Here is a 20,478-nt window from a genome sequence, read left to right on the forward strand (position 1 = left end):
CCATGTACCAGTACGACACCATCGACAAGGAGATGCTGGCCGACCGCTCCGCGGAGTTCCGCGGGCAGGTGGCGCGGCGTCTGTCGGGCGAGCTGACCGAGGACCAGTTCAAGCGGCTGCGGCTGATGAACGGCCTCTACCTGCAGCTCCACGCCTACATGCTGCGGGTGGCCATTCCCTACGGCTCGCTGAACCCGACCCAGCTGCGCAAGCTGGCCTGGATCGGCCGCACCTACGACAAGGGCTACGGCCACTTCACCACGCGCACGAACCTGCAGTTCCACTGGATCAAGCTGAAGGACGCGCCCGACATCCTGGACCACCTGGCCAGCGTGGACATGCACGCCATCCAGACGTCGGGGAACTGCATCCGCAACACCACGACCGACCCCTATGCCGGGGCGACGGCCGAGGAGGTGGACGATCCGCGGGTGTGGGCCGAGGCGATCCGCCAGTGGTCGACCTTCCACCCCGAATTCTCGTTCCTGCCGCGCAAGTTCAAGATCGCCATCACCGCGGCGCCGAAGGACCGTACGGCGGCCCGGGTGCACGACATCGGCCTGGTGCTGAAGCGGGCGCGGGACGGGGCGCTGGGCTTCGAGGTGATCGTCGGCGGCGGCATGGGCCGCACCCCGCACATCGGCCCTACCATCCGCGAGTTCCTGCCGGTGAACCGGCTGCTCTCGTACCTGGAAGCGATCCTGCGCGTGTACAATCGCCACGGTCGCCGGGACAACATCTACAAGGCCCGGATCAAGATCCTGGTCGCGGCCCTCGGCAAGGAGGAGTTCGCCAAGCAGGTCGAGGCCGAGTGGGCCAAGATCGGCGACAGCGTCGACCTGCCCGACACCGAGCTGGCGCGCATTCGCGGCGCGTTCGCCCCGCTGGGCTTCGAGACCCTCCCGGACCGCTCCGAGGCCTTCGAGACGGCGAAGGCGTCGAACCCCGCCTTCGCTCGCTTCGTGCGCAACAACGTCAAGCCGCACAAGAAGTCGGGCTACGGGATCGTCGAGATCAGCCTGAAGGCCATCGGCGAGACGCCCGGCGATGCGACCTCGGACCAGATGGACGTCGTGGCGGACCTCGCCGAGCGCTACGGCCAGAACGACATCCGGGTGACGCACGAACAGAACCTGGTGCTGCCGCATGTGAAGCTGGACGACCTGCCGGAGGTCTGGGCCGGACTCGCCGCGGCGGGGCTGGCGACGCCGAACATCAACCTCGTCAGCGACATCATCGCCTGCCCGGGGCTGGACTACTGCGCGCTGGCCAACGCCCGGGCGATCCCGATCGCCCAGCACATCGCCGAGAAGTTCCGCGACCAGGACCGTGCCGAGCAGGTGGGCGAGCTGAAGATCAAGATCAGCGGCTGCATCAACGCCTGCGGCCACCACCACGTTGGCCACATCGGCATCCTGGGCGTCGATAAGAAGGGGGAGGAGTTCTACCAGCTCACCCTCGGCGGCTCGGGCGCGGAGGACGCTGCGGTCGGCTCCATGCTCGGCCCGGCGCTGCCCTACGACAAGGTCGCGGACGCCGTGGACACCCTGGTCGACGTCTATCTTCGCGAGCGCCAGGACGGCGAGCGCTTCCCCGACACCTTCCGCCGGACCGGCGTCGCACCCTTCAAGGAGGCCGTCTATGCCGACGCTCATTGAGCTGCATGAGGGGATCGCCAAGACCGTCCCCGACGCCTTCACCCATGTCGCCGACGACGAGGACATGGCCACGGGCGACGTGATCCTGTCGCTGGCCCGGTTCCAGTCCGACGGCGACCGGCTGCTGTCCGAGGGCCGCCGGATCGGCGTGAGGCTGAAGAGCGACGAGGAGGTCGAGGCCCTGGCCTACGACCTGCCGCGGCTGACGCTGGTGGCGCTGGAGTTCCCCAAGCACCTCGACGGCCGCTCGTACACCAATGCCCGGCTGCTGCGGGAGCGGTTCAAGTTCGCCGGTCAGATCCGCGCGGTCGGCGACGTCCTGCGGGAGCAGGCGCCGTGGATGGTCCGGGTCGGGTTCGACGCCTACGAGCCGGCCGACGACGCCAGCGCCAACGAATGGCAGGCGGCGCTGAACCGCTACCGTCACGTCTATCAGCGGGCGGCGGACGGCCGCGTCCCGGCCTTCGCGGAGCGGGAGGGATGAGCGTGGCGTACGATTCCGTCGACCAGACGGCCGCGGCGGCGATCCGTCTCGACGCCGAGCTGCGCCGCGCCCACCCGCGCACGATCCTCGAGGCCGCCGTCGAGAGCTTCGGCGACAAGCTGGCGCTGGTCTCCTCGTTCGGGGCCGAGAGCTCCGTGCTGCTGGACATCGCCGCCCGGGTGAAGCCCGACATCGCCGTGCTGTTCCTCGACACCGGCATGCTGTTCGGCCAGACGCTGGACTACAGAAGGAACCTGGCCGAGCGCCTGGGACTGACCAACGTCCGGGACCTGCGTCCCGCCTACCAGGACCTGGCCACCGCGGATCCCCAGGCGAAGCTCTGGCAGACCGACACCGACGCGTGCTGCCATGTGCGCAAGGTGCTGCCCCTGGATCGGGCGCTCGGCGAGTTCGACGCCTGGATCACCGGCCGCAAGCGCTTCCATGGCGGCGACCGACTGAACCTGCCGGTCGTCGAGCACGCGGACGGCAAGGTGAAGTTCAATCCGCTGGCGAACTGGGGCAAGTCCGACCTCGACGCCTATGCGGCCGAGCACGACCTGCCGGCCCATCCGCTGGTCGCCCAGGGCTTCCCGTCCATCGGCTGCTGGCCCTGCACCCAGCCGGCCGAGGAGGGCGAGGACGTCCGCGCCGGCCGCTGGAAGGGTCTGGACAAGACCGAATGCGGGATCCATGTGGCGCGTGCGCCGGGGACGCCCAACAACGTCGGCGGCGACATCTGAGGTTTCAGGAATGAACGACGTGTCCGTGGCCCAACCGGCCGCCGGTTCGGCCCTCAAGGCGTCCGGGGCTTTCTTCGTCGAGACGGTGACGTGGGTCCATCACTGGACCGACACCCTGTTCTCGTTCCGGACCACCCGTGATCCGGGCTTCCGCTTCCAGAGCGGACAGTTCGTGATGGTCGGCCTGATGAAGGAAGACGGCAAGCCGCTGGTGCGCGCCTATTCCATCGCCTCGCCGTCGTGGCACGAGGAGCTGGAGTTCTATTCCATCAAGGTGCCGGACGGCCCGCTGACCTCGCGCCTGCAGCACCTGAAGGTGGGCGACCAGGTCCTGATCGGCCGCAAGCCCACCGGCACCCTGGTGCTGGACGGCCTGAAGCCCGGCAGGCGGCTCTACATGCTGGGCACCGGCACGGGCCTCGCCCCCTGGCTGTCGCTGGCCCGGGACCCAGAGGTGTATGACCGCTTCGAGCAGGTGATCGTTACGCACACGGTGCGGGAGGTGGCTGACCTGAACTACGCCGACCTGTTCGAGACGGACCTGCCGAACGACGAGATCCTCGGCGAGCTGGTGGCCGGCAAGCTGCGCTACTACCCGACGGTCACGCGCGAGGAGTTCCGCACAAAGGGCCGGATCACCGACCTGATCGAGAGCGGCCAGCTGTTCCGCGACCTGGGCAATCCGCCGTTCGACCCGGCCGAGGATCGGGTCATGCTCTGCGGCGGCCCCTCGGTGCTGGCTGACCTGAAGCAGCAGCTCCTGGACCGCGGCTATGTGGAAGGCTCGATCGCGGCGCCGGGCGATTTCGTGCTGGAGCGGGCGTTCGTCGAGACCTGAGGCCGTCTGGCCGAGCCAAGCCGGCCCCGCCTTCGCGGGTAAGGGTCTACAAAACCTTAAGGCGAGTGCGAGGCGCGATGTCTCAGCACTTTCCCTTAGGTGTTCTGCCGAAATTTAACCATAACGCGAGTTGTGCGACTCTGGGCATGGTTGGAGACGCACCATGTCGGTTGTCACGTTCGAGCCCGTCGAGGGCCGGCCCTCGCTGCTGAGTCAGCTGGCGGGCCTGTTCGGCGCGCGCCCCCGGACCCATCGACGGGTGACACCTGACAGCGAGGCCCCCGCGCTCTCATGGCCCGGCATGGCGGGTCTGTCGCCGGATGAGGTAGAGGCCTGGCGGCCGATCTGCGATGTCGCGGCCCGGTTGGCGGAGGCCCCGCCGCCGGCGACGCCTGCCGCTCCGGCCCACATTCTGGACCGCGTGCTCGCCGAACTCGAGGGCGTCGCCGCTCACCATGAGACCCGGGACGTGACGGTGCTGTTCGCCGACGTGCGCGGCTTCACCAGCTTCGCCCAGGCGCTACGCGACAATCCCCGCCGCCTCGCCGACCTCATCGGGGGGATCCTGGACCCCCTGAGCGACGTGGTGTTGGCGCACGGCGGCGTCATCGACAAGTACATGGGCGACTGTGTGATGGCCTTCTGGGGCGCCCCCGACGACGACCCTGACCATGCGCGCCACGCGGTCCAGGCGGCGCGGGCGATGCTGGGCGCAATGGACGCGGTGAACGCCTGGGTGGCCGAGGCCTTCGCCGACCTGGGACTGCCGAGGATCGAGATCGGGATCGGCGTCAACTCCGGCGAGTGCGTGGTCGGCAATGTGGGGAGCCGCCGCCGCTTCGACTATTCCGTGCTGGGCGACCCGGTGAACGTGGCCTCGCGCCTTGAAGGGCTCTGCAAGGATTTCGGGACGCCCCTGATGGTGGGGGAGGAGACGGCGCGCCGGCTGACCGGCGACGCCGTTCTCCAGGACATCGGCCAGGTGGCGCTGCGGGGCCGGGCCGGCCGCCAGCGCGTCTACGGGTTGGCCTCGGCGGCCGACTGAAGCACGAAGTCGGCGCGCCAGGCGACGTCACCGCGCGGAACGATGACCGGCGTGTAGCCGAGGATCGGCAGCCGCTGGCGGATCAGCTCGAAGGTCCGCTCGGCCTCGGGCCAGTCCTGACGCCGTTCGGCGTCGGTCTCGTAGATCTCGCGCCAGGGCGGGAAGAGAAACACCTTCGGATTGTAGCGGCGGGTGCGGACCGCCTCGTCCAGCTCCGGCCAGGGCGGGACGCCGTTGGCGCCGTGGCTGTCGATGATCCCACGGTCGAATAACACGCGGCGGGTCTCCCCGGCCATTCGGTCGAAGATCGCGATGTCCCGGCGCGCACAGGCGGCGACGAAGGCGGGATTGTCCAGCCAGGGCGTCTCCTGTCCGCCGCTGGCCATCGCCTCGCGGACCACGGCGCGTGCGGTCTCCTCGACCACCTGTTCGCCGAGGCTCGCGAGACGGCGCAGAACTGTTGTCTTGCCCACGCCGGGACCGCCGGTGAGGACGAAGAAGTTCGGCTTGTGCATCGGATGTCCCTCGCCCTGACGGTGAGGGGCGGGCCTCAGGCCGGCGGGCAGCCCTTGAACTGGCCGACCTTCACCGCCGTGAGCGTGGCCAGGTTCAGCTTCTGCATCGGCTTCATCGAGGCCGCGCCGTGGCCGGTGTAGAGGTCGATGCGTTGACCCTTGATCGCGCCGCCGACGTCGGAAGCGTACCAGTAGCCGTCATGCGTGCCGCCGTCCGGCATCTTCAGGCCCACGGTCTCCTTGATGAACAGGACCGTGCGGCGGGGAATGAGGGTCTTGTCCACGGCGATCGTGCGCATCGGCACCACCTTGCAGCCGAGGCTGTCGAGCGATCCGACGCCCTTGGCGCCGCGGTGGTAGAGGGTCGCCTTCACATTGAAGACGCCGGTGCCGGGCAGGGCCCCGCTGATCACTGAGGTGACGAGGTCACCAAGCGGATCGTTTGTCGCGGCTTGGGCGTTGGGGGCGATACCGATGGCGGAAAATACTGCCAGGGCGGCGAGGCGGCGTCGCATTGACGGCGTCCTCCTTCGTCGTTGAACTGGTGCCCGGACTCCTAGCGGCTCAGGTCCGGCGGGGCAACCCCGGATGCCCTTCTTCCGGTTGCCTGTCAGTTTTCCTGACAATCTGGGATAGGCGTATTGGCTTGCGCTCCCGAGGGAAACCGTCGATCTGCGGCGTGCGCCACAATGGGGGATCGCGTGAAAATCTATGGTGACGGCAAGTCGGGCAACTGCCTGAAAGTGAAGTGGACGGCCGATTTTCTGGGGCTGTCGTACGACTGGATCGAGATCGACATCATGCAGGGCGAGTCGCGCACGCCCGCCTATCTGGCGCTCAATCCGGCCGGCCAGGTTCCCACCCTCGTCCTCGATGACGGCCGACCGCTGGCCCAGTCGAACGCCATCATCATTCACCTGGCCGAGGGCTCGGCGCTGATCCCGGAAGACCCCTACGACCGGGCGCGGATGCTGGAGTGGATGTTCTGGGAGCAGTACAGCCACGAGCCTTACGTCGCCGTGGCGCGGTTCCACGTGAAGTACCTGGGCAAGCCTGTGGCGGATCTGGAGCCGCGGCTGGTGGAACGCGGGGCTGCGGCGCTGCAGCGTCTGGAGCTCGGGCTGGCGGATAGTCCGTTCCTGGTCGGCGGCCGAGCGAGCCTCGCGGACGTGGCGCTCGTGGCCTACACGCGGGTCTGCCACGAGGGCGGCTTCAGCCTGGACGCGTACCCGGCGGTGAAGGCCTGGGTGGCGCGCGTGGAAGCGGCGCTGGGCATCCGCTGAGGCGGCTTGCCTTTAGGGCAGGGGGCGGCCAAACGGGGAGGCATGAAACGCCTTGCCGCGCTGGCGCTCGCCGGCCTCGTCGTCACCACGCCCTCGACCGTGCTTGCCTGGGGCAACACGGGCCACCGGATCATCGGGGAAGCCGCCGTCCGCGCCTTGCCGTCCGACTTGCCGGCCTTCGTGCGCACGCGACAGGCGGCGCGCGACGTCGGTGAGCTGTCGCGTGAACCGGATCGCTCCAAGGGTTCGGGCAAGCTGCACGGCCATGATCGCGACGCCGCGCACTTCGTGGACCTGGACGAGGAGGGTAAGGTGCTGGGCGGGCCGCCGATGCTGCCGCTGGCGGCGACGCGCGCCGACTACGAGACGGCCATGCGGGCCCACAAGCTGGACCAGTGGCAGGGTGGCTACCTTCCGTACGCCATCCTCGACCGTTACCAGCAACTCACCACCGATTTCGCCTACTGGCGCGTGCTGAAGGCCGCCGAGGCGAACCGGAAGTGGTCGAAGAACCGGGCATGGTTCCGCGAGGACCGGATTCGGCGCGAGGCGTTGATCCTCAAGACCATGGGCGAACTGTCCCACTTCATCGCCGACGGCAGCCAGCCTCTGCACGTGACGGTGCACTACAACGGCTGGGGCGACTATTCGAACCCGAACGGCTACTCGACGGCCAAGCTGCACGGACCGTTCGAGAGCGAACTTGTGCAGGCCAACGTCAAGCCGGCGGCGGTTTGGGCGAAGATGACCTCGCCGCGCTCCTGCGCCTGTCCGATCGAGCAGCGCGTCACGGACTATCTGGTCGCCACCGGCAAGCTGGCCATTCCGTTCTATGAGCTCGAGAAGGCGGGGGGCCTCGCGCCCGGCGATCCCCGAGGGCCGGCCTTCGCCACCGACCGGATCGCGGTCGGCGCCTCGGAGCTGCGCGATGTGATCGCCGAGGCCTGGCGGGCCAGCGAGAACAGCAAGGTCGGCTGGAGGCCGGTGGCCGTGAAGGACGTGCTGGCGGGCAAGGTCGACCCTTATCCCGCGCTCTACGGCATCGACTGATGGCGGTCCCGCAGTTCGGCCAGCCGCCCGAGGGCCTGGCGCCGCCGGACCGTCCCGCCGCCTTTTGCGTGATCGAAAGGGACGGCCTCATCGCGCTGGTCGAGGTCGAGTGGGGGGGGCGTGGCCTGTTGCTGCATCTACCCGGCGGCGGGCTGGACGAGGGCGAGACCGAGGCCGACGCGGCGATCCGGGAATGCGGCGAGGAGGCTGGCCTGGATGTCGTCCTGGACGAGACGCCTTTCGTGCGCGCCGACCACTATTTCCTGCACCACGATCGGGTGATCCGGAACACGCGCGGGGCCTTCTTCGCGGGGCGCGTGGCGGCCGAGGATCCAGCGCTGAAGACCGAGGCGGACCACAACCTCGTCTGGATGGACCCGCAGGAGGCGGTCGTACGGCTGGAGCGCGAGTCCCACGCCTGGGCAGTGGCGGCGTGGCTGAGATTGCGCGCGCGAGCCTGAGGCTCTACAGGCGCGCCATGACAGCGAAGATCATCGAAGGCCTGCCCGTCGCCGAACGCCTGCGCGCCGAGGTGACGGCCGAGGTCGCGCGCCTGCGGGCCGAACATGGACTGCAGCCGGGGCTGGCGGTGGTGCTGGTCGGCGAGGACCCTGCCAGCCAGGCCTATGTGAAGTCCAAGGGCGAGCAGTCGCTGGCGGCCGGAATGCATTCCGTGACCCACCGACTGCCGGCCGACACGAAGCAGGACGAGCTGCTCCGGCTGATCGCCGACCTGAACGCCGACCCGCTGATCCACGGCATCCTGGTGCAACTGCCGCTGCCGAAGCACCTGGACGAGAAGCCGGTGATCGACGCTATCGATCCCGACAAGGACGTCGACGGGCTGCATGTGGTCAATGCCGGGCGCCTGGTGGCCGGACTGCCGGCGCTGACGGCCTGCACGCCGGTGGGCTGCATGGTGCTGCTGCGCGACACCCTGGGCGACCTGACCGGCAAGCATGCGGTGGTGGTCGGCCGCTCGCGCCTGGTGGGCAAGCCGATCGGCCAGCTCCTCCTGGCGGCGAACTGCACCGTGACCATGGCGCATTCCAAGACGGTGGACCTGCCGGCCGTGTGCCGCAGCGCCGACATCCTGGTGGCGGCGGTGGGCCAGCCGCGGATGATCCGTGGCGACTGGATCAAGCCGGGCGCCTGCGTCATCGACGTGGGCATCAACCGTGTGCCGTTCGACAACCCGGAACAGGCGGCTCTGGGAAAGACCAAGCTGGTCGGCGACGTGAACTACAAGGAAGCGGTCCAGGTGGCGGGCTCGATCACCCCGGTGCCGAAGGGCGTGGGCCCCATGACCGTGGCTTGTCTGTTGCAGAACACGGTCACCGCCGCCAAGCGGATCGCCGGGATCGACAGCTAGGGCCGGATCAGCCGGTGGCGGCGTAGATCATGATGCCCGTGGCCACCGACAGGTTCAGGCTGTCGGCGCGGCCACGCATGGGGATCTTCACATTGACGTCGCAGAGGGCGGCAAGGTCGGGCGTCAGGCCCTGCTGCTCGTTGCCCATCAGGATCAGGGCCGGCTTGCGATAGGCGGCCTTGCGATGGTCGACCTCGGCCGTCAGCAGGGTGCCGACCACCGAGCCGGTCCAGCCGGCCCGCCAGGCGGCGAACTCGGCCTCTGTGGCGCGGGCGAGGGGCACGGCGAAGATCGAGCCCATGGTCGCGCGCACCGCCTCGACCGAATAGGGATCGCAGCACTCCCCCACCAGGACCAGGGCGCCGCAGCCGGCGGAGTCGGCGGTGCGGATGATGGTCCCGAGGTTGCCAGGGTCGCGGACGCGGTGGAGGGCGACCACGCATTCGGCGGCGCCGGGCTTCACGTCCTTCAGATCGATGAACGCCTGCGGGAAGACTCCGACGACGGCCTGCGGGTTCTCGCGGCGGGAGACCTTGGCAAGGATGTCGTGAGTGACCTCGATCACCTGGCCGCCCGCGGCGAGGGTGGCCTGCACCGCCTTCTTCATCATCGGATGGGCGGCGGCGTCGGGGCCGTGCATCAGGATCTTCGGCGCGTGGCCGGTGTCGATGCCCTCGATGACGTTCTTGAGGCCCTCGGCGACGAAGAGACCGGTTTCGTCCCGCTCCTTGCGCATGTGCAGGGCGCGGACGGCCTTCACCGTCGGGTTGGAGAGGGAGGTGATGCGCGCGTTCATGCCGACCAGCGGGCGTAGAAGCTCATGCCGATGGCGCGGTCGCCGCGGTCTTCCATCAGCGCCAGCTCGCCCCACTCGATGCGCCCGGCGCGGGCGGCCAGCTTTTCGGCCAGCAGGCCTGCGAGGGCGGCGCCAGATATCCGCTCGGCGTAGGCGTTGAGCACCAGGAACCGGGCGTTATCCGACAGCAGCTCGGCGCAGAGGCCGGCCAGCTCGGGCAGGTCCTCGAAGAGGCGCCAGACCTGGCCGTCGGGGCCGCGGCCGTACTTCGGCGGGTCTAGGATGATCCCCTCATACTTCGAGCCGCGGCGAACTTCGCGCTGGACGTACTTGCGCGCATCCTCGGTGATCCAGCGGACGGGGCGGTCGGCGAGGCCGGACAGCTCGGAGTTCTCGCGCGCCCAGGCCACCGCCTTCTTGGAGGCGTCCACATGGGTCACGGCGGCGCCCGCGGCGGCCATCACCAGGCTGGCGACCCCGGTGTAGCCGAAGAGGTTCAGCACCCGCGGCTGGGCGGCGGCGCGCACCTGCTGGTCGAGCCAGGCCCAGTTGGCGGCCTGCTCGGGGAAAAAGGCGAGGTGGCGGAAGGCGGTGAAGCGCCCGTGGAATTTTACCCCGCCCCAGCCGAGCGGCCAGGTTTCCCTGGGTTTTCCACGGAAGCGCCAGCGGCCGGCGTCCTCCTCGTCGGTGGGGTCGAACACCGCGTCGGCGGCGTCCCAGGCGCTCTGCGGCAGGCGCGGGGTCCAGAGGCACTGAGGCTCGGGCCGGACCACCTTGTACGGGCCATAGCGCTCCAGCTTGCGACCGCCGCCGGAGTCCAGCAGGGCGTAGTCACTCCACCCGGAGGTGCGCATGACCTGCGATTCCTCGGCGACGTGCGGCCCGTTCATGCCGGCCCCTTACGCGGAGAGTGGCGCGCCCGTCCACCCCGCAGACGCCAGCCTGCAGACAAGGACTTGTCACAGTTACGGAATTGCGGTCCGCTAGACGCTGCTTTGGGATTGGGGAGAGTCCATGAGCGCAGTAGCGCCCGCGACGCGGAAGACCGCGCGCAAGGCGAAGGGTGACGGCCACCTCCGTCGGGCCGAGATTCTCGACGCGGCGGAGCGTATCTTCGTCGCCGAGGGCTATGACGGCGCGACCATCCGCAAGATCGCGGACGAGGTCGGCGTGTCGTCCACCGCCCTTTACATGCACTTCGCCGACAAGGCCGGCATCCTGCACGAGATCGTGGGGGGCGCCCTCAGTCAGCTTCTGGCCAGCAACACCGAGATCGCGGGCAAGCCGCTGGACGCGGTGGTGCGCACTCGCATGATGCTGGACGCCTACATGCGCTGGGGGCTCGAACACCCCAACGCCTATCAGCTTGTCTATTGCTCCCGGGGTCCGGTATCGAGCGACCCCACCCCGGAGCGCACCTCGGACCTGAGCAGCCAATGCTACGAAGCCTTCTCAGGGGTGGTGCGCGAGGTGGCGGCCAGCGGCCGGCTGCGGACCGGCAGCGCCGACTCGGCGGCCCAGGCGCTGTGGATGGCGTGCCACGGCGTGGTGGCGCTGATCATCAGCCGTCCGACCTTCGAGTGGACCGATCACGAGGAACTGATGCGGATCACCCTCGACGGCATGCTGCACGGGCTGGTCATCGACTAGCGGCGATCGCCGTAGCTGCCTCCATCTCGCCGACGGCGGCGCAGGCCGCCCCGCGTGTGCTGTCCCTGGACCAGTGCGCGGACCAGTATGTCCTGGCGTTGAGCCCACGCGCGTCGATCGTGGGACTTTCGACGCGGGCCGATGACGCAGATTCCCGGATGAGGGCGCTGGCGCGCGGTCTACCGAAGCGGCGCGTGGACCTGGAAACCGCGCTGGCCACGCGGCCGGATGTGGTCGTCCGCTACTGGGGCGGCGATCCGCGACTGGTCGGAGCGCTGGAGCAGCGGGGCGTGCGTGTGGTCACGATCGCCGAGGCTAACGAATTCAGTCAGGTGCGGGCCAACATCCGTCGCGTCGCTGCGGCGTTGGGCCAGACGCCTGCGGGAGAGCTTCTGGTGGCGGGGGTGGACCGACGGCTTGCCGGGGCGGCCGGCGCCTGGCGTGGGACGCGCGCCCTGTACCTGACGCCAGGCGGCGTGACCGCCGGCCCGGGGACCCTGGTGGATGCGGTCATGCGCGCCGCCGGGCTCTCCAACGCGGAGGCGCGGCCGGGCTACCAGACGGTCTCCCTCGAGCAGCTGGCGCTGGACCCGCCGCAGGCGGCGGTGCTGGGCTTCTTCGACACATTCCAGCTCGCGGGAGACAGTTGGGGCATGGGGCGCCATCGTGTCCTCCAGCGCGTCGCGCAGGAACGCGCCGTGGCGAGCCTGCCGGGCTCGATGCTCGGCTGTCCCGACTGGGGGGCCGCCGAGGCGGTCGAAGCCCTCGCCGCGGCTGCTCCGTCCCGGCGCATCGTGCGATGAGGCCCTGGATCCTGAACGCCGCCCTGGGGGCGACCGCGATCGGGCTGGCGGCAGCGGGTCTCATGCTCGGCGAGACCGCGCTCTCCGTGGCCCAGTTCGCGGAGGCGTTCGCCGACCCCGCGTCGGGCCCGCACGAGATCCTGTTCGACATCCGCCTGCCGCGCACGGTTGCGGCCCTGGTGGTGGGTGCGGCCCTGGGCCTGGCGGGGGCGGTGATGCAGGGCCTGTTGCGAAATCCGCTCGCCGACCCGGGCGTGCTGGGGGTCTCCGGCGGCGCCGGGCTGGGCGCGGCGCTGGCGATCTCCCTGGGCCTCGCGGCGCGTCCCGGGGCCGTCGAAGCAGCGGCCCTGGGGGCGGCGCTCCTGGTCGGCGCGGCGCTGACCTGGCTGGCGGCACGGTTCCGGGAGCCGGAGACGCTCATCCTGTTCGGTGTGGCGCTGTCGGCCTTCCTGGGAGCCTTGACCTCGCTCGTGTTCAACTTCGCGCCGTCGCCGGTGACCCTCGCCGAGGTGTTCGCCTGGCTGCTGGGCTCGGTGGCCAACCGCGACTGGGACGATATCGGCCGGCAACTCCCCGCCATGGCCGTCGGCGCGGCCCTCTGCCTCTACGCAGCCCGCGGTCTGGTGATGCTGACCCTGGGGGACGAGGCGGCGGCGCTGTCGGGCCTGCCCATGCGCCGGATGCGGGCGGCTGCGGTGGCAGGGGCGTCCCTGCTGACCGGCGCGGCGGTGGCCTTGGCCGGCATCGTCGGCTTCGTGGGCCTGGCGGCGCCGCATCTCGTCCGCGCCGGCGCAGGCGGCGATCCCGGGCGCGTGCTTTTGCCGTCAGCCCTCGCCGGCGCCGTGCTGCTGGGCGCGGCGGACATCGGTGCGCGGATCCTGCCGACGGACATCGAGTTGAAGCTGGGAGTGATGACGGCCCTGGCCGGTGCGCCGCTGTTCGCGCTGATCGCCTGGCGCGCGGCGCGGAGCTGGCGGGGATGAGCGTGCTCGCGGTCCACGACGCCAGTGTCCGCCGCGCCGGGCGGCAGGTGCTGGAGGGCGCCAGCCTCTCGGCACAGGCCGGCGAGGTCGTGGGGATCGTCGGGCCGAACGGCGCGGGCAAGACCACCCTGCTGCGGGCGGTGCTCGGCCTGGTGCGGTTGGAGCGCGGGCGGGCGGAGTTGGCGGGCCGTGACGTCGCGCGACTGTCCGATCCAGAGCGTGCGCGGCTGGCCGCCTACCTTCCGCAGGAGCGGCATGTGGGCTGGAACATGAGCGCAGCGCGCGTGGCCGGGCTGGGCGCCCTGGACGTTCCGGCGGCGACCGCGCGGCAGCGGGCCGTTGCGGCGCTCGCGCGGGTGGGGCTTGCCGGGCTGGAGGAGCGGGGGGTGCTCGAGATGTCGGGCGGCGAGCGGGCGCGCGTGCTGCTCGCGCGGCTGCTGGCGACGGCTGCGCCGCTGATCGTCGCCGACGAACCCGTCGCCGGTCTGGACCCTGACGCTCAGCTTCTCGCGCTGGATCTGTTCCGCGAGGAGGCGGTGCGCGGAGCGGCGGTGCTGGTCACCCTGCACGACCTCAGCCTGGCCGCGCGATACTGCGATCGCCTGGTGGTGCTGGCGGGCGGACGCGTCGTGGCGGATGACGCGCCGGCCGATGCGCTACGGCCTGAGGTCCTGCGAGAGGCCTTCGGCCTTGCGGGGCGGTTGGAAAGCTCGGCCGAAGGGCCGATGCTGGTGGCTCGACGGGGGAGGGACCGATGACATTCGCCAGATGGGTGTTCACGATCGGCGGGATCTGGGGCGTGATCATCATCGCCCCGCTGTTCTTCATGGAAAGCAGCCTTGCCGCCATGACGGGGCCCTTCAGCCATCCCGACACCTACTATGGCTTCGCAGCCTCCACCCTGGCGTGGCAGTTCGGCTACCTGCTGATCGGCCGCGACCCCGTCCGCTACCGGCCGTTCATGCTCATCGGGGCGTTCGGCAAGGCGGTGTTCTTTGGCGCCTGCTGGACGCTGGCGATCCTGGGCCGGGTCCAGCCCATCGTGGCCTGGGCCGTGACCCCCGACATCATCCTGGCGATCCTGTTCGTCGTCGCCTGGTGGCGGACGCGCACGGCCGGATAGCAGGTCAGGCCGGGCGCGCCTGCTCGGTGGTCCAGGCGACGATCTGGGCCAGAGTATCCGCGACGGCCTTGTCGTAGGCGGGGACGATCGCCCCGACCCGGTTGGAGCCGGCGGTCACGCGCGCCTCGAAGATCTTCTCCGCCACCTGGCCGCGATCGGTTCCACGGGTCATGGCGGCGCGAACCCGGACCACGACGGTGGGCGCGGCCTTCGGCCCGCGGTCGTAGACGGCCTCGAAATTCCGCACGTCGAGCCGCAGGACGTAGTCCGCCGCCGCCGCTTCGCCGCGAGAGATCAGGCGGACGGGGCCGGGGTCGGCGTCGAACGCGGCCAGCACAGCCTGGTCCCAGAGGACGGCGGCCGGGGCGACCCAGCGGGTCTCGGCGATATAGGCGACCTTGCCGCCCGTGATCGTGAGCAGCCGGTCGCCGGCGGCCTCCCGTTGGAACGTCGCATTCGTGCGGAACACGCCGACGGTCCCCTGGGTCGCCTCGGCCGCCTCGGCCGTCGGGGGGTGGCCGAACCGGTACAGGTGCGCCGGCTTGGTCTTGGGCAGCAGCGAGATGCAGCCCGAGAGCGCGAGGGCAGCCGCGGCGACGGCCACAGCGGCGAGGGAGGATTTCGGTCGGATCATTGGGGAACCTTCACCTCTTCGGCCTTCGGCTTGCCGAGGGCGCCGGTGGGGCTGGACTGGACCTCGTTGACGAGCCGCTCCAGCGACTCGGCGGCGGTCTGGAGTTGGATGACCGCCGCGGTGATCTGCGGCAGGCCGTTGGTGGCGAACTCGGTGGTCGGCGCCTGGAGGCGGGCGATCATCGAGCGGGCGTCGGCTGCGGTGGCCCGGGCCTCCTCGGCGGCGTCGGCGATGTTCTTGATCGCGCGTTTGCCGTCGCCGTCGATCACGCCGCGGGTGCTGGCGGACAGCTTGGCGATCTCGTCGGCGGCGGTGTCGATGCGCTGCAGCGCGCTCTGGGCGTCGGCGATCAGCGCCTTGCGGTCGCGCAGCTCGGCGGTGAAGGCCTGGGTGTCGGAGAGGGCGGCCGAGAACGTCTTGATGTTCTGATCCGAGAGCACGCGGTTCATCCGGTCGAGCGCTTCGATGGTGCGCGTCAGCACCGTGCCGCCGCCCTCCAGCAGGTCGGAGATCGTGCTGCGGCGGCTCTGCAGCACCGGGATGCAGGCTGCGCCCAGGCGACGGGGCTGCTTGTCGCACTGGGCCTCCGCATAGTCCTTCAGCAGGGCGCGGGTGCTCGAGCCGGAGGCGATCTGGATGTAGTTGAGGCCGGTGATGCCCTGGGGCTCGAGCGTCGCGTAGCTGTCGGTGCGGATCGGGACATCCTCGGCCACGCGGACACGGGCGATGACGTTCTTCGGGTCGGTCTGGTCGAGGGCGATCTTGGTGACCTCGCCCACCTTGATGCCGTTGAAGTGGACCTCGCCGCCCTCGTTGAGTCCACGGACGGGCCCCTGGAAGACGACGTCGTACAGGTCGTACTCGGCATTCAGCCGCACGCGGGCGAGCCAGATGACGAACACCGTCAGGGCGGCCGCCAGGATCAGCGTCGAGAGCCCCACAAGGGCGTAGTTGGCGTTCCGCTCCATCAGCCGTCCTTCCCGACGAGGGCGGCGCGCGCGGCGCGGCCCCGGGGCCCGAGGAAATATTCACGGATCCACGGGTGATCCGAGTGCTCAAGCTCGGCCACCGGCGCGGTGGCCACCACCTTCTTGTCGGCCAGGACGGCCACGCGGTCGGTGATCTCGTAGAGGGAGTCGAGGTCGTGGGTGATCATGAACACCGTAAGGTCCAGGCTGGCGGCAAGGTCAGCGATCAGTTCGTCGAAGGCGGCGGCGCCGATGGGATCGAGGCCGGACGTGGGCTCGTCCAGGAACAGCAGCTCAGGGTCGAGGGAAAGGGCCCGGGCAAGGCCCGCCCGCTTCTTCATGCCGCCGGAGAGTTCCGCGGGCTTGAGCGAGCCCGCCTCGGGGCGCAGGCCGACCATGGCGATCTTCAGGTCCGCCAGCTCGTAGGCCTCGCGGCGCGACAGTTTGGTATGCTCGAACATCGGCGCGGCCACGTTCTCGCGGACGGTCAGGTTCGAGAAGAGCGCGCCGCCCTGGAACAGGACGCCCCAGGACCGCTCGAGCTCGCTCCAGCGACGGCGGGACGCCTGCTGCAGCGACTGGCCGAAGACCGAGATCGTGCCGGCGTCCGGCTCCCGCAGGCCGATGATGGCGTTGAGCAGCACCGACTTGCCCGTGCCCGAACCGCCCACGACACCAAGGATTTCTCCCCGGCGGACCGTGAGATCCAGACCCTCGTGCACCACGTGGTCGCCGAACTGCGTGCGCAGGCCGCGCACCTCGATGGCAGGCCCCGACGGGTCATCCTGGCCGGCGAGACCGGCCTCGACGGCGGCGGCGTCGGTCATATGTCGAGCTCCATGTAGATGAGCGCGAAGACCGCATCGAGCATGATGATGGCGAAGATCGCGTGGACCACAGCCGCGGTCACCCGCTTGCCGAGAGACTGGACGTCGCCGCCCGTAAGCAGGCCCTGCCGGCAGCCGATGCTGGCGACCACGCCGGCCATGACGGGCGCCTTGGACATGGCCACGTAGAAGTGCGTGTCGCCCACATTGTCGACGATCCGCTGCAGGAAGAAGGTCGGGCCGAGGCCCAGGGTCGTCCAGGTGATCATCAGGCCGCCCAGCAGGCCCGCGAGGGTGGCGACGAAGGTCAGCAGCGGAATGGTGATCAGAAGCGCCAGGAACCGCGGCAGGACCAGCCCTTCGAATGGGTCCACGCCCATCACCTTCATGGCGTCGACTTCCTGCTGCATCTTCATCGAGCCGAGCTCGGCGGCGAAGGCCGAGGCGGAGCGTCCCGCCAGCAGGACGGCGGTGATGACGATGTTGAACTCGCGCAGCACGGCCACGCCGATCAACTCGACGACGAACACCTCGGCCCCGAACTGGCGAAGCATGTTCACGCCCAGCAGCGCCACGACGGCGCCGATAAAGAAGGTGGTGAGGGCGACGATCGGGATCGCGTCGAGGCCGGCGCGTTCCATCTGGGTGAAGATCGGCGCCCAGCGAATTCGGTGGGGAGCCACGAAGAGGTTCGCGAGCGCGCGGAACGAGACGACGATCAGGTGGCCGAGGAAGGCCATGGTGTCGAGGAACTCGACGCCGAGCTCCATGACGCCCTTGCCGATCCGGACGGTGAGCTGATGGAAGCCGCGCGGCTCAGGTCGGATCACCGGCTTCACGCGCACGGCGCTGTCGACCAGCTCGAGCAGCCGCCGCGACTCGGGCCTGGCCTGGATCCGGTCGATCGCGAAACCCGGCCCGACCGCCTGGACGACGGCATAGGCGCCGGCCGTGTCCATGCGGCCCACGCCGGTCAGGTCGAGCACCACGTCGGTCCTCCCGGAGAGGGCCCGGGCCAGGTCACGGCCCACGCCGCCCAGGCCTCGGGCGGTCCAGTCGCCCGTCAGCGCCGCGGTGGGGCGATCCGTCGCGGGCTCAAAGCTGAAGGCGGCGGGCTTCTCCATGCAGGCCTTGTCCCGTGTGTGCGGCGCGGCTGTCCAGCCCCGGCGCACGGGATCATCACTCCCTTGGCGCATAAGCGCCGCCGAGAACTGGCGGCGAGGGGCGAACGTACATATGGCGAAGGCTGTTCCGCCACATAAACCGATCCTTGCAGCTCCCCACAGCCGAGCTCAGCCAAGTTTTGGTCCAAGTCAGCCCGGATGCATCGGGGTGGGGGAGTTGAATCGTGCCTACGACTGGAGCTTGAGACGTGACCCGCCAGATCGACTTCGCCGGAGCTTCCGGCGCGCGCTACCGATACACGCCGATCGACGAGACCCGCTTCCTGCCTCCGGCCGGCGCGAACTACGTCATCGCCGAGATCGCCGAGGACGGGGAGCTTCACGTGGTCTACGCGGGCGAGACCGACAATCTCGCCAGCCAGAGCTGGCGGACGGACCTGGAGCGGGCGCGGGAGACCTACGGCTCGGCGACGGTCCTCACGCGGCTGAACGTGACCCGCGCCGTCCGCGAGGCTGAGCGGCGCGACCTGATCGACGCCTACCACCCGCCATTGAACGGCCAGGCCTGAGCCCGCATGCTCGGCGGGTGAACGTCCCCGCCCCTGATCGTGATCTTCGGCGCTGCCGTCGGACCGGACGGACGAGCGTCGGCGGCATTGCTTCGCCGGGTCGGGTATGGGCTGGCCGCGGCGGCGGAACAGCCCGATGCGCCGATCCTGTGTTCCGGCGGCGTCTGTCGGCCCGGGCCTTCCGAGGCGTCGATCATGGCCGACCTGCTGCAGGCGCAAGGCGTGGCGGCCGAGCGCCTGATCCTGGACGAACTCAGCCGCACGACCATCGAGAACGCCAGGGCCGCGGCGGTCGAGGCGGCAAGGGGCGGCCACCCTCACGTCATCGCGTGCAGCGACGCCTATCACCTGCCACGCATCAGGATCCTGCTGCGGCTGGCGGGCGTCGAGAGCCGCCCGGGACCTCTGGGGCGCGGCCGCGCCGGTCCGCCTGCCGCGCACCGGTTGGGGATGAGCCTGCGTGAAGGGCTGGCGATCCCCCACAATCTTGCCCTGATCGTGGCCGGCCGGGAGCGGATCAGGCCATAGTCCGGTCCAACTCGACCGCGAGGCTTGGCGCCATGGCTTCCGACCCGGACGACAACCCCTTCGCCCGCAACAGCGCCTGGCCGAAGATGCCTCAGGCGCCGTTCAAGTTGGGGCCGCTGCCGAAGGCCGGCGCAGCGCCAAGCGAGCGTGCGCCCACAGGGCGCCCGGCAGCGATCACGCCGGCGTTCGTGCGCCCGGCCTTTTCCGCCCCCCAGCCCGACCCGCCGCCGGCGCCGACGGTCGAGCCCTCGCCACAGCAGCCGGCGCCGCAGGTCGTCGAACTTCCGGAACTGATCGTGCAGGCGCCGGCGCCCCCACGGCGCCCGCCTCCGGTGCTGCGGCGATCCTCCCGTCTGCCGGTCCTGGCTGCCATAGGTGTCGGAGTCGGAGGTGTCGCGGCCCTGGCGCTGGTCTTCGGTCGTGGGCGCGAGGTGGCCCAGGCAAATCCCGAGTTGGCGGCTCCCCCGCCGCCGGCGGTCAGCGCAACGGTCGCCGTCCGTCCATCGCAGGCTCCTGCCGCTGAGGCGTCGCGGCCCGTCCCCGCTCCGCTGCGCGCCGCGCCCGGCCGGCCGACCCGCACGCCCCAGCCGGCGCCATCCTCACCGGCGCCCCCGGAGGTCGCTGCGGGAGAGGTAGATGCGGCCCCGCCGGTTCTCGACCTGCCGCCTTCGACCGAGTCCTTGCCGGCCTACACCCCACCGGCCGCCCCCGACCCCGAAGCCCCCATGACCAACCGGCGCCGCGACTAGGCGGCCGCCGCCCGGCAGAGACGCCGCATCGCGCCAAGGAACAGCTGGGGAGCCTGAGCCGGAATGTTGTGGCCGGCGCCGGGGACGATCTCGAGCCGCACCCGGGAATGGGCCGCCAGGCGAGCGCGGCATTCCTCGTCGACGAAGCTGGGCAGGAAGGGGACCGGCCGCTGAGGCATGAGCGGAACCTCGCCGACGAGCACCAGGGCCGGGACGGACAGGGCGTCGAGGAGGGGCGTGTAGTCCACGGGCCTCACGCTGTCGGGTCCGATGCCGAAGACGGGTTCGATGAGCGTCTCCCAGCCCGGCGGGCCCTGGGCGCGGAACTCGAGCATGGGCCAGAGGTGCTCCGACCGGAGCGGGGGTTCGACCAGAAGCAGCGCCTTCAGACTCCTGGCGCGCAAGGCCAGGGCCACCAGGGCTCCGGCGGAAAGGCCGGTCACGGCCACGGGCCGGTCACCCGCGCGAGCGTCGAGGGCCTCCGCATATGCCGCCGCAAAGACCCCGACGGAGACCGGCGCGATGGCGGGGCAGTGGTTGCCGGGCAGGTGAGCGCGCCAGACATCGACATCGGGAAGGAAGCGCTGGGTGTGGTCGAGGAGATCCTCCGCGGCGAACGCTCCAGTCAGCAGCAGCATGACCGGCCGGCCGGTGTCGCGGCCGTGGAACCAGATCGGCCCGAAGGCGGTGGCGACCTCGATGCGCTCTTCCACGCGGCTCCTCCTTCGCGGGGAAT

Annotated in this window: 26 protein-coding genes; 17 read left to right on the forward strand and 9 right to left on the reverse strand. The window is 70.3% G+C overall.

Annotation, left to right across the window (positions count from 1 at the left end; translation table 11 throughout):
• Positions 1-2 precede the first annotated feature (2 nt).
• The 5 genes from DJ019_RS17580 (at position 3) to DJ019_RS17600 (ending at position 4,768) form a co-directional block, all read left to right on the forward strand.
• Positions 3-1,658 carry a nitrite/sulfite reductase gene (locus tag DJ019_RS17580; RefSeq protein WP_111277462.1) on the forward strand — a complete coding sequence of 552 codons (1,656 nt, stop codon included), beginning with the start codon at positions 3-5 and terminating at the stop codon, positions 1,656-1,658.
• Positions 1,642-2,142, forward strand: coding sequence for a DUF934 domain-containing protein (locus DJ019_RS17585; protein WP_111277464.1), 501 nt, complete (start codon positions 1,642-1,644; stop codon positions 2,140-2,142). Before DJ019_RS17580 ends, DJ019_RS17585 begins: the two co-directional genes overlap by 17 nt.
• A 2-nt stretch (positions 2,143-2,144) precedes the next feature.
• Positions 2,145-2,885: a phosphoadenylyl-sulfate reductase gene (locus DJ019_RS17590; protein ID WP_420849888.1), complete on the forward strand. Its 741-nt coding sequence runs from the start codon at positions 2,145-2,147 to the stop codon at positions 2,883-2,885.
• A gap of 10 nt (positions 2,886-2,895) precedes the next feature.
• Complete coding sequence (locus tag DJ019_RS17595) at positions 2,896-3,723, forward strand: ferredoxin--NADP reductase (RefSeq protein ID WP_111277468.1); 828 nt, start codon at positions 2,896-2,898, stop codon at positions 3,721-3,723.
• 163 nt (positions 3,724-3,886) lie between these two features.
• Positions 3,887-4,768 (forward strand): adenylate/guanylate cyclase domain-containing protein, encoded by an 882-nt coding sequence (locus tag DJ019_RS17600; RefSeq protein WP_111277470.1) that lies wholly within the window; start codon positions 3,887-3,889, stop codon positions 4,766-4,768.
• Here DJ019_RS17600 and DJ019_RS17605 read toward each other — a convergent pair.
• Together DJ019_RS17605 and DJ019_RS17610 are read right to left on the reverse strand one after the other, a co-directional pair.
• Positions 4,741-5,283, reverse strand: a complete 543-nt coding sequence (locus DJ019_RS17605) for an AAA family ATPase (protein ID WP_111277472.1) — start codon at positions 5,281-5,283, stop codon at positions 4,741-4,743. The genes DJ019_RS17600 and DJ019_RS17605 overlap by 28 nt on opposite strands.
• A 35-nt stretch (positions 5,284-5,318) precedes the next feature.
• Positions 5,319-5,798, reverse strand: a complete 480-nt coding sequence (locus tag DJ019_RS17610) for a 3D domain-containing protein (protein ID WP_111277474.1) — start codon at positions 5,796-5,798, stop codon at positions 5,319-5,321.
• Between the two features lie 174 nt (positions 5,799-5,972).
• On the opposite strand from DJ019_RS17610, the gene DJ019_RS17615 reads away from it, so the two are divergent.
• From DJ019_RS17615 to folD, 4 genes are read left to right on the forward strand one after another with little or no spacing between them, the layout of a single operon-like run.
• Positions 5,973-6,566 (forward strand): glutathione S-transferase family protein, encoded by a 594-nt coding sequence (locus tag DJ019_RS17615; RefSeq protein ID WP_111277476.1) that lies wholly within the window; start codon positions 5,973-5,975, stop codon positions 6,564-6,566.
• A 42-nt stretch (positions 6,567-6,608) separates the two neighbouring features.
• On the forward strand, positions 6,609-7,616 hold the full coding sequence (locus DJ019_RS17620) for a phospholipase C/P1 nuclease family protein (protein WP_111277478.1): 1,008 nt from the start codon (positions 6,609-6,611) through the stop codon (positions 7,614-7,616).
• The gene (locus DJ019_RS17625; RefSeq protein WP_111277480.1) at positions 7,616-8,077 is read left to right on the forward strand and encodes an NUDIX domain-containing protein; all 462 of its coding nucleotides are present in this window, start codon (positions 7,616-7,618) and stop codon (positions 8,075-8,077) included. Before DJ019_RS17620 ends, DJ019_RS17625 begins: the two co-directional genes overlap by 1 nt.
• 17 nt (positions 8,078-8,094) lie before the next feature.
• Positions 8,095-8,988: a bifunctional methylenetetrahydrofolate dehydrogenase/methenyltetrahydrofolate cyclohydrolase FolD gene (folD, locus tag DJ019_RS17630; RefSeq protein WP_111277482.1), complete on the forward strand. Its 894-nt coding sequence runs from the start codon at positions 8,095-8,097 to the stop codon at positions 8,986-8,988.
• Between the two features lie 7 nt (positions 8,989-8,995).
• Here the strand turns inward: folD and DJ019_RS17635 are convergent, their stop codons facing one another.
• A complete protein-coding gene (locus tag DJ019_RS17635) occupies positions 8,996-9,784 on the reverse strand; it encodes a TrmH family RNA methyltransferase (RefSeq protein WP_111277484.1) in 789 nt (262 codons plus the stop codon).
• Complete coding sequence (locus DJ019_RS17640; RefSeq protein WP_111277486.1) at positions 9,781-10,674, reverse strand: class I SAM-dependent methyltransferase; 894 nt, start codon at positions 10,672-10,674, stop codon at positions 9,781-9,783. Before DJ019_RS17640 ends, DJ019_RS17635 begins: the two co-directional genes overlap by 4 nt.
• A gap of 124 nt (positions 10,675-10,798) precedes the next feature.
• Here DJ019_RS17640 and DJ019_RS17645 point away from each other — a divergent pair, with 124 nt between their 5' ends.
• Genes DJ019_RS17645 through DJ019_RS17665 form a run of 5 tightly spaced genes read left to right on the forward strand, consistent with a single transcriptional unit; the run spans position 10,799 to position 14,343 of the window.
• Positions 10,799-11,434, forward strand: a complete 636-nt coding sequence (locus DJ019_RS17645; RefSeq protein WP_111277488.1) for a TetR/AcrR family transcriptional regulator — start codon at positions 10,799-10,801, stop codon at positions 11,432-11,434.
• 56 nt (positions 11,435-11,490) lie between these two features.
• Positions 11,491-12,237, forward strand: coding sequence for an ABC transporter substrate-binding protein (locus tag DJ019_RS17650; RefSeq protein WP_338066110.1), 747 nt, complete (start codon positions 11,491-11,493; stop codon positions 12,235-12,237).
• The gene (locus DJ019_RS17655) at positions 12,234-13,220 is read left to right on the forward strand and encodes a FecCD family ABC transporter permease (protein WP_111277490.1); all 987 of its coding nucleotides are present in this window, start codon (positions 12,234-12,236) and stop codon (positions 13,218-13,220) included. Before DJ019_RS17650 ends, DJ019_RS17655 begins: the two co-directional genes overlap by 4 nt.
• Complete coding sequence (locus tag DJ019_RS17660; RefSeq protein WP_111277492.1) at positions 13,217-13,978, forward strand: ABC transporter ATP-binding protein; 762 nt, start codon at positions 13,217-13,219, stop codon at positions 13,976-13,978. Before DJ019_RS17655 ends, DJ019_RS17660 begins: the two co-directional genes overlap by 4 nt.
• Positions 13,975-14,343, forward strand: a complete 369-nt coding sequence (locus tag DJ019_RS17665; RefSeq protein ID WP_111277494.1) for a hypothetical protein — start codon at positions 13,975-13,977, stop codon at positions 14,341-14,343. Before DJ019_RS17660 ends, DJ019_RS17665 begins: the two co-directional genes overlap by 4 nt.
• A gap of 4 nt (positions 14,344-14,347) precedes the next feature.
• On the opposite strand, the gene DJ019_RS17670 is transcribed toward DJ019_RS17665, so the two are convergent.
• Genes DJ019_RS17670 through DJ019_RS17685 form a run of 4 tightly spaced genes read right to left on the reverse strand, consistent with a single transcriptional unit; the run spans position 14,348 to position 17,896 of the window.
• Positions 14,348-14,977: an ABC-type transport auxiliary lipoprotein family protein gene (locus tag DJ019_RS17670; RefSeq protein WP_111277496.1), complete on the reverse strand. Its 630-nt coding sequence runs from the start codon at positions 14,975-14,977 to the stop codon at positions 14,348-14,350.
• Complete coding sequence (locus DJ019_RS17675; RefSeq protein WP_111277498.1) at positions 14,974-15,945, reverse strand: MlaD family protein; 972 nt, start codon at positions 15,943-15,945, stop codon at positions 14,974-14,976. The genes DJ019_RS17670 and DJ019_RS17675 overlap by 4 nt, the downstream gene beginning before the upstream one ends.
• On the reverse strand, positions 15,945-16,772 hold the full coding sequence (locus tag DJ019_RS17680; protein ID WP_111277500.1) for an ABC transporter ATP-binding protein: 828 nt from the start codon (positions 16,770-16,772) through the stop codon (positions 15,945-15,947). Before DJ019_RS17680 ends, DJ019_RS17675 begins: the two co-directional genes overlap by 1 nt.
• Positions 16,769-17,896, reverse strand: a complete 1,128-nt coding sequence (locus DJ019_RS17685; RefSeq protein WP_111277502.1) for an ABC transporter permease — start codon at positions 17,894-17,896, stop codon at positions 16,769-16,771. The genes DJ019_RS17680 and DJ019_RS17685 overlap by 4 nt, the downstream gene beginning before the upstream one ends.
• A gap of 248 nt (positions 17,897-18,144) precedes the next feature.
• Here DJ019_RS17685 and DJ019_RS17690 point away from each other — a divergent pair, with 248 nt between their 5' ends.
• From DJ019_RS17690 to DJ019_RS17700, 3 genes are read left to right on the forward strand one after another with little or no spacing between them, the layout of a single operon-like run.
• Positions 18,145-18,465 (forward strand): hypothetical protein, encoded by a 321-nt coding sequence (locus DJ019_RS17690; protein WP_111277504.1) that lies wholly within the window; start codon positions 18,145-18,147, stop codon positions 18,463-18,465.
• A 39-nt stretch (positions 18,466-18,504) separates the two neighbouring features.
• On the forward strand, positions 18,505-18,993 hold the full coding sequence (locus DJ019_RS17695; protein WP_165844063.1) for a YdcF family protein: 489 nt from the start codon (positions 18,505-18,507) through the stop codon (positions 18,991-18,993).
• Between the two features lie 32 nt (positions 18,994-19,025).
• Positions 19,026-19,742: a hypothetical protein gene (locus tag DJ019_RS17700; protein WP_111277508.1), complete on the forward strand. Its 717-nt coding sequence runs from the start codon at positions 19,026-19,028 to the stop codon at positions 19,740-19,742.
• On the opposite strand, the gene DJ019_RS17705 is transcribed toward DJ019_RS17700, so the two are convergent.
• Entirely contained in the window at positions 19,739-20,455 is a 717-nt protein-coding gene (locus DJ019_RS17705; protein WP_111277510.1) for an alpha/beta fold hydrolase, read from the reverse strand. The genes DJ019_RS17700 and DJ019_RS17705 overlap by 4 nt on opposite strands.
• Positions 20,456-20,478: the final 23 nt, after the last annotated feature.

The sequence above is a fragment of the Phenylobacterium kunshanense genome (genome assembly GCF_003254525.1).
Lineage (GTDB): Bacteria > Pseudomonadota > Alphaproteobacteria > Caulobacterales > Caulobacteraceae > Phenylobacterium > Phenylobacterium kunshanense.

Excerpts from the sequence above, each read along its gene's own strand:
- DJ019_RS17615 (WP_111277476.1), top strand. The coding sequence starts at position 5,973 with ATGGGGGATCGCGTGAAAATCTATGGTGACGGCAAGTCGGGCAACTGC.
- DJ019_RS17585 (WP_111277464.1), top strand. The coding sequence starts at position 1,642 with ATGCCGACGCTCATTGAGCTGCATGAGGGGATCGCCAAGACCGTCCCC.
- DJ019_RS17580 (WP_111277462.1), top strand. The coding sequence starts at position 3 with ATGTACCAGTACGACACCATCGACAAGGAGATGCTGGCCGACCGCTCC.
- DJ019_RS17635 (WP_111277484.1), bottom strand. The coding sequence starts at position 9,784 with ATGAACGCGCGCATCACCTCCCTCTCCAACCCGACGGTGAAGGCCGTC.
- DJ019_RS17660 (WP_111277492.1), top strand. The coding sequence starts at position 13,217 with ATGAGCGTGCTCGCGGTCCACGACGCCAGTGTCCGCCGCGCCGGGCGG.
- DJ019_RS17680 (WP_111277500.1), bottom strand. The coding sequence starts at position 16,772 with ATGACCGACGCCGCCGCCGTCGAGGCCGGTCTCGCCGGCCAGGATGAC.
- DJ019_RS17665 (WP_111277494.1), top strand. The coding sequence starts at position 13,975 with ATGACATTCGCCAGATGGGTGTTCACGATCGGCGGGATCTGGGGCGTG.
- DJ019_RS17625 (WP_111277480.1), top strand. The coding sequence starts at position 7,616 with ATGGCGGTCCCGCAGTTCGGCCAGCCGCCCGAGGGCCTGGCGCCGCCG.
- DJ019_RS17595 (WP_111277468.1), top strand. The coding sequence starts at position 2,896 with ATGAACGACGTGTCCGTGGCCCAACCGGCCGCCGGTTCGGCCCTCAAG.
- DJ019_RS17620 (WP_111277478.1), top strand. The coding sequence starts at position 6,609 with ATGAAACGCCTTGCCGCGCTGGCGCTCGCCGGCCTCGTCGTCACCACG.
- DJ019_RS17645 (WP_111277488.1), top strand. The coding sequence starts at position 10,799 with ATGAGCGCAGTAGCGCCCGCGACGCGGAAGACCGCGCGCAAGGCGAAG.
- DJ019_RS17600 (WP_111277470.1), top strand. The coding sequence starts at position 3,887 with ATGTCGGTTGTCACGTTCGAGCCCGTCGAGGGCCGGCCCTCGCTGCTG.
- DJ019_RS17700 (WP_111277508.1), top strand. The coding sequence starts at position 19,026 with ATGGCTTCCGACCCGGACGACAACCCCTTCGCCCGCAACAGCGCCTGG.
- DJ019_RS17640 (WP_111277486.1), bottom strand. The coding sequence starts at position 10,674 with ATGAACGGGCCGCACGTCGCCGAGGAATCGCAGGTCATGCGCACCTCC.
- folD (WP_111277482.1), top strand. The coding sequence starts at position 8,095 with ATGACAGCGAAGATCATCGAAGGCCTGCCCGTCGCCGAACGCCTGCGC.
- DJ019_RS17610 (WP_111277474.1), bottom strand. The coding sequence starts at position 5,798 with ATGCGACGCCGCCTCGCCGCCCTGGCAGTATTTTCCGCCATCGGTATC.
- DJ019_RS17670 (WP_111277496.1), bottom strand. The coding sequence starts at position 14,977 with ATGATCCGACCGAAATCCTCCCTCGCCGCTGTGGCCGTCGCCGCGGCT.
- DJ019_RS17655 (WP_111277490.1), top strand. The coding sequence starts at position 12,234 with ATGAGGCCCTGGATCCTGAACGCCGCCCTGGGGGCGACCGCGATCGGG.
- DJ019_RS17685 (WP_111277502.1), bottom strand. The coding sequence starts at position 17,896 with ATGGAGAAGCCCGCCGCCTTCAGCTTTGAGCCCGCGACGGATCGCCCC.
- DJ019_RS17605 (WP_111277472.1), bottom strand. The coding sequence starts at position 5,283 with ATGCACAAGCCGAACTTCTTCGTCCTCACCGGCGGTCCCGGCGTGGGC.
- DJ019_RS17675 (WP_111277498.1), bottom strand. The coding sequence starts at position 15,945 with ATGGAGCGGAACGCCAACTACGCCCTTGTGGGGCTCTCGACGCTGATC.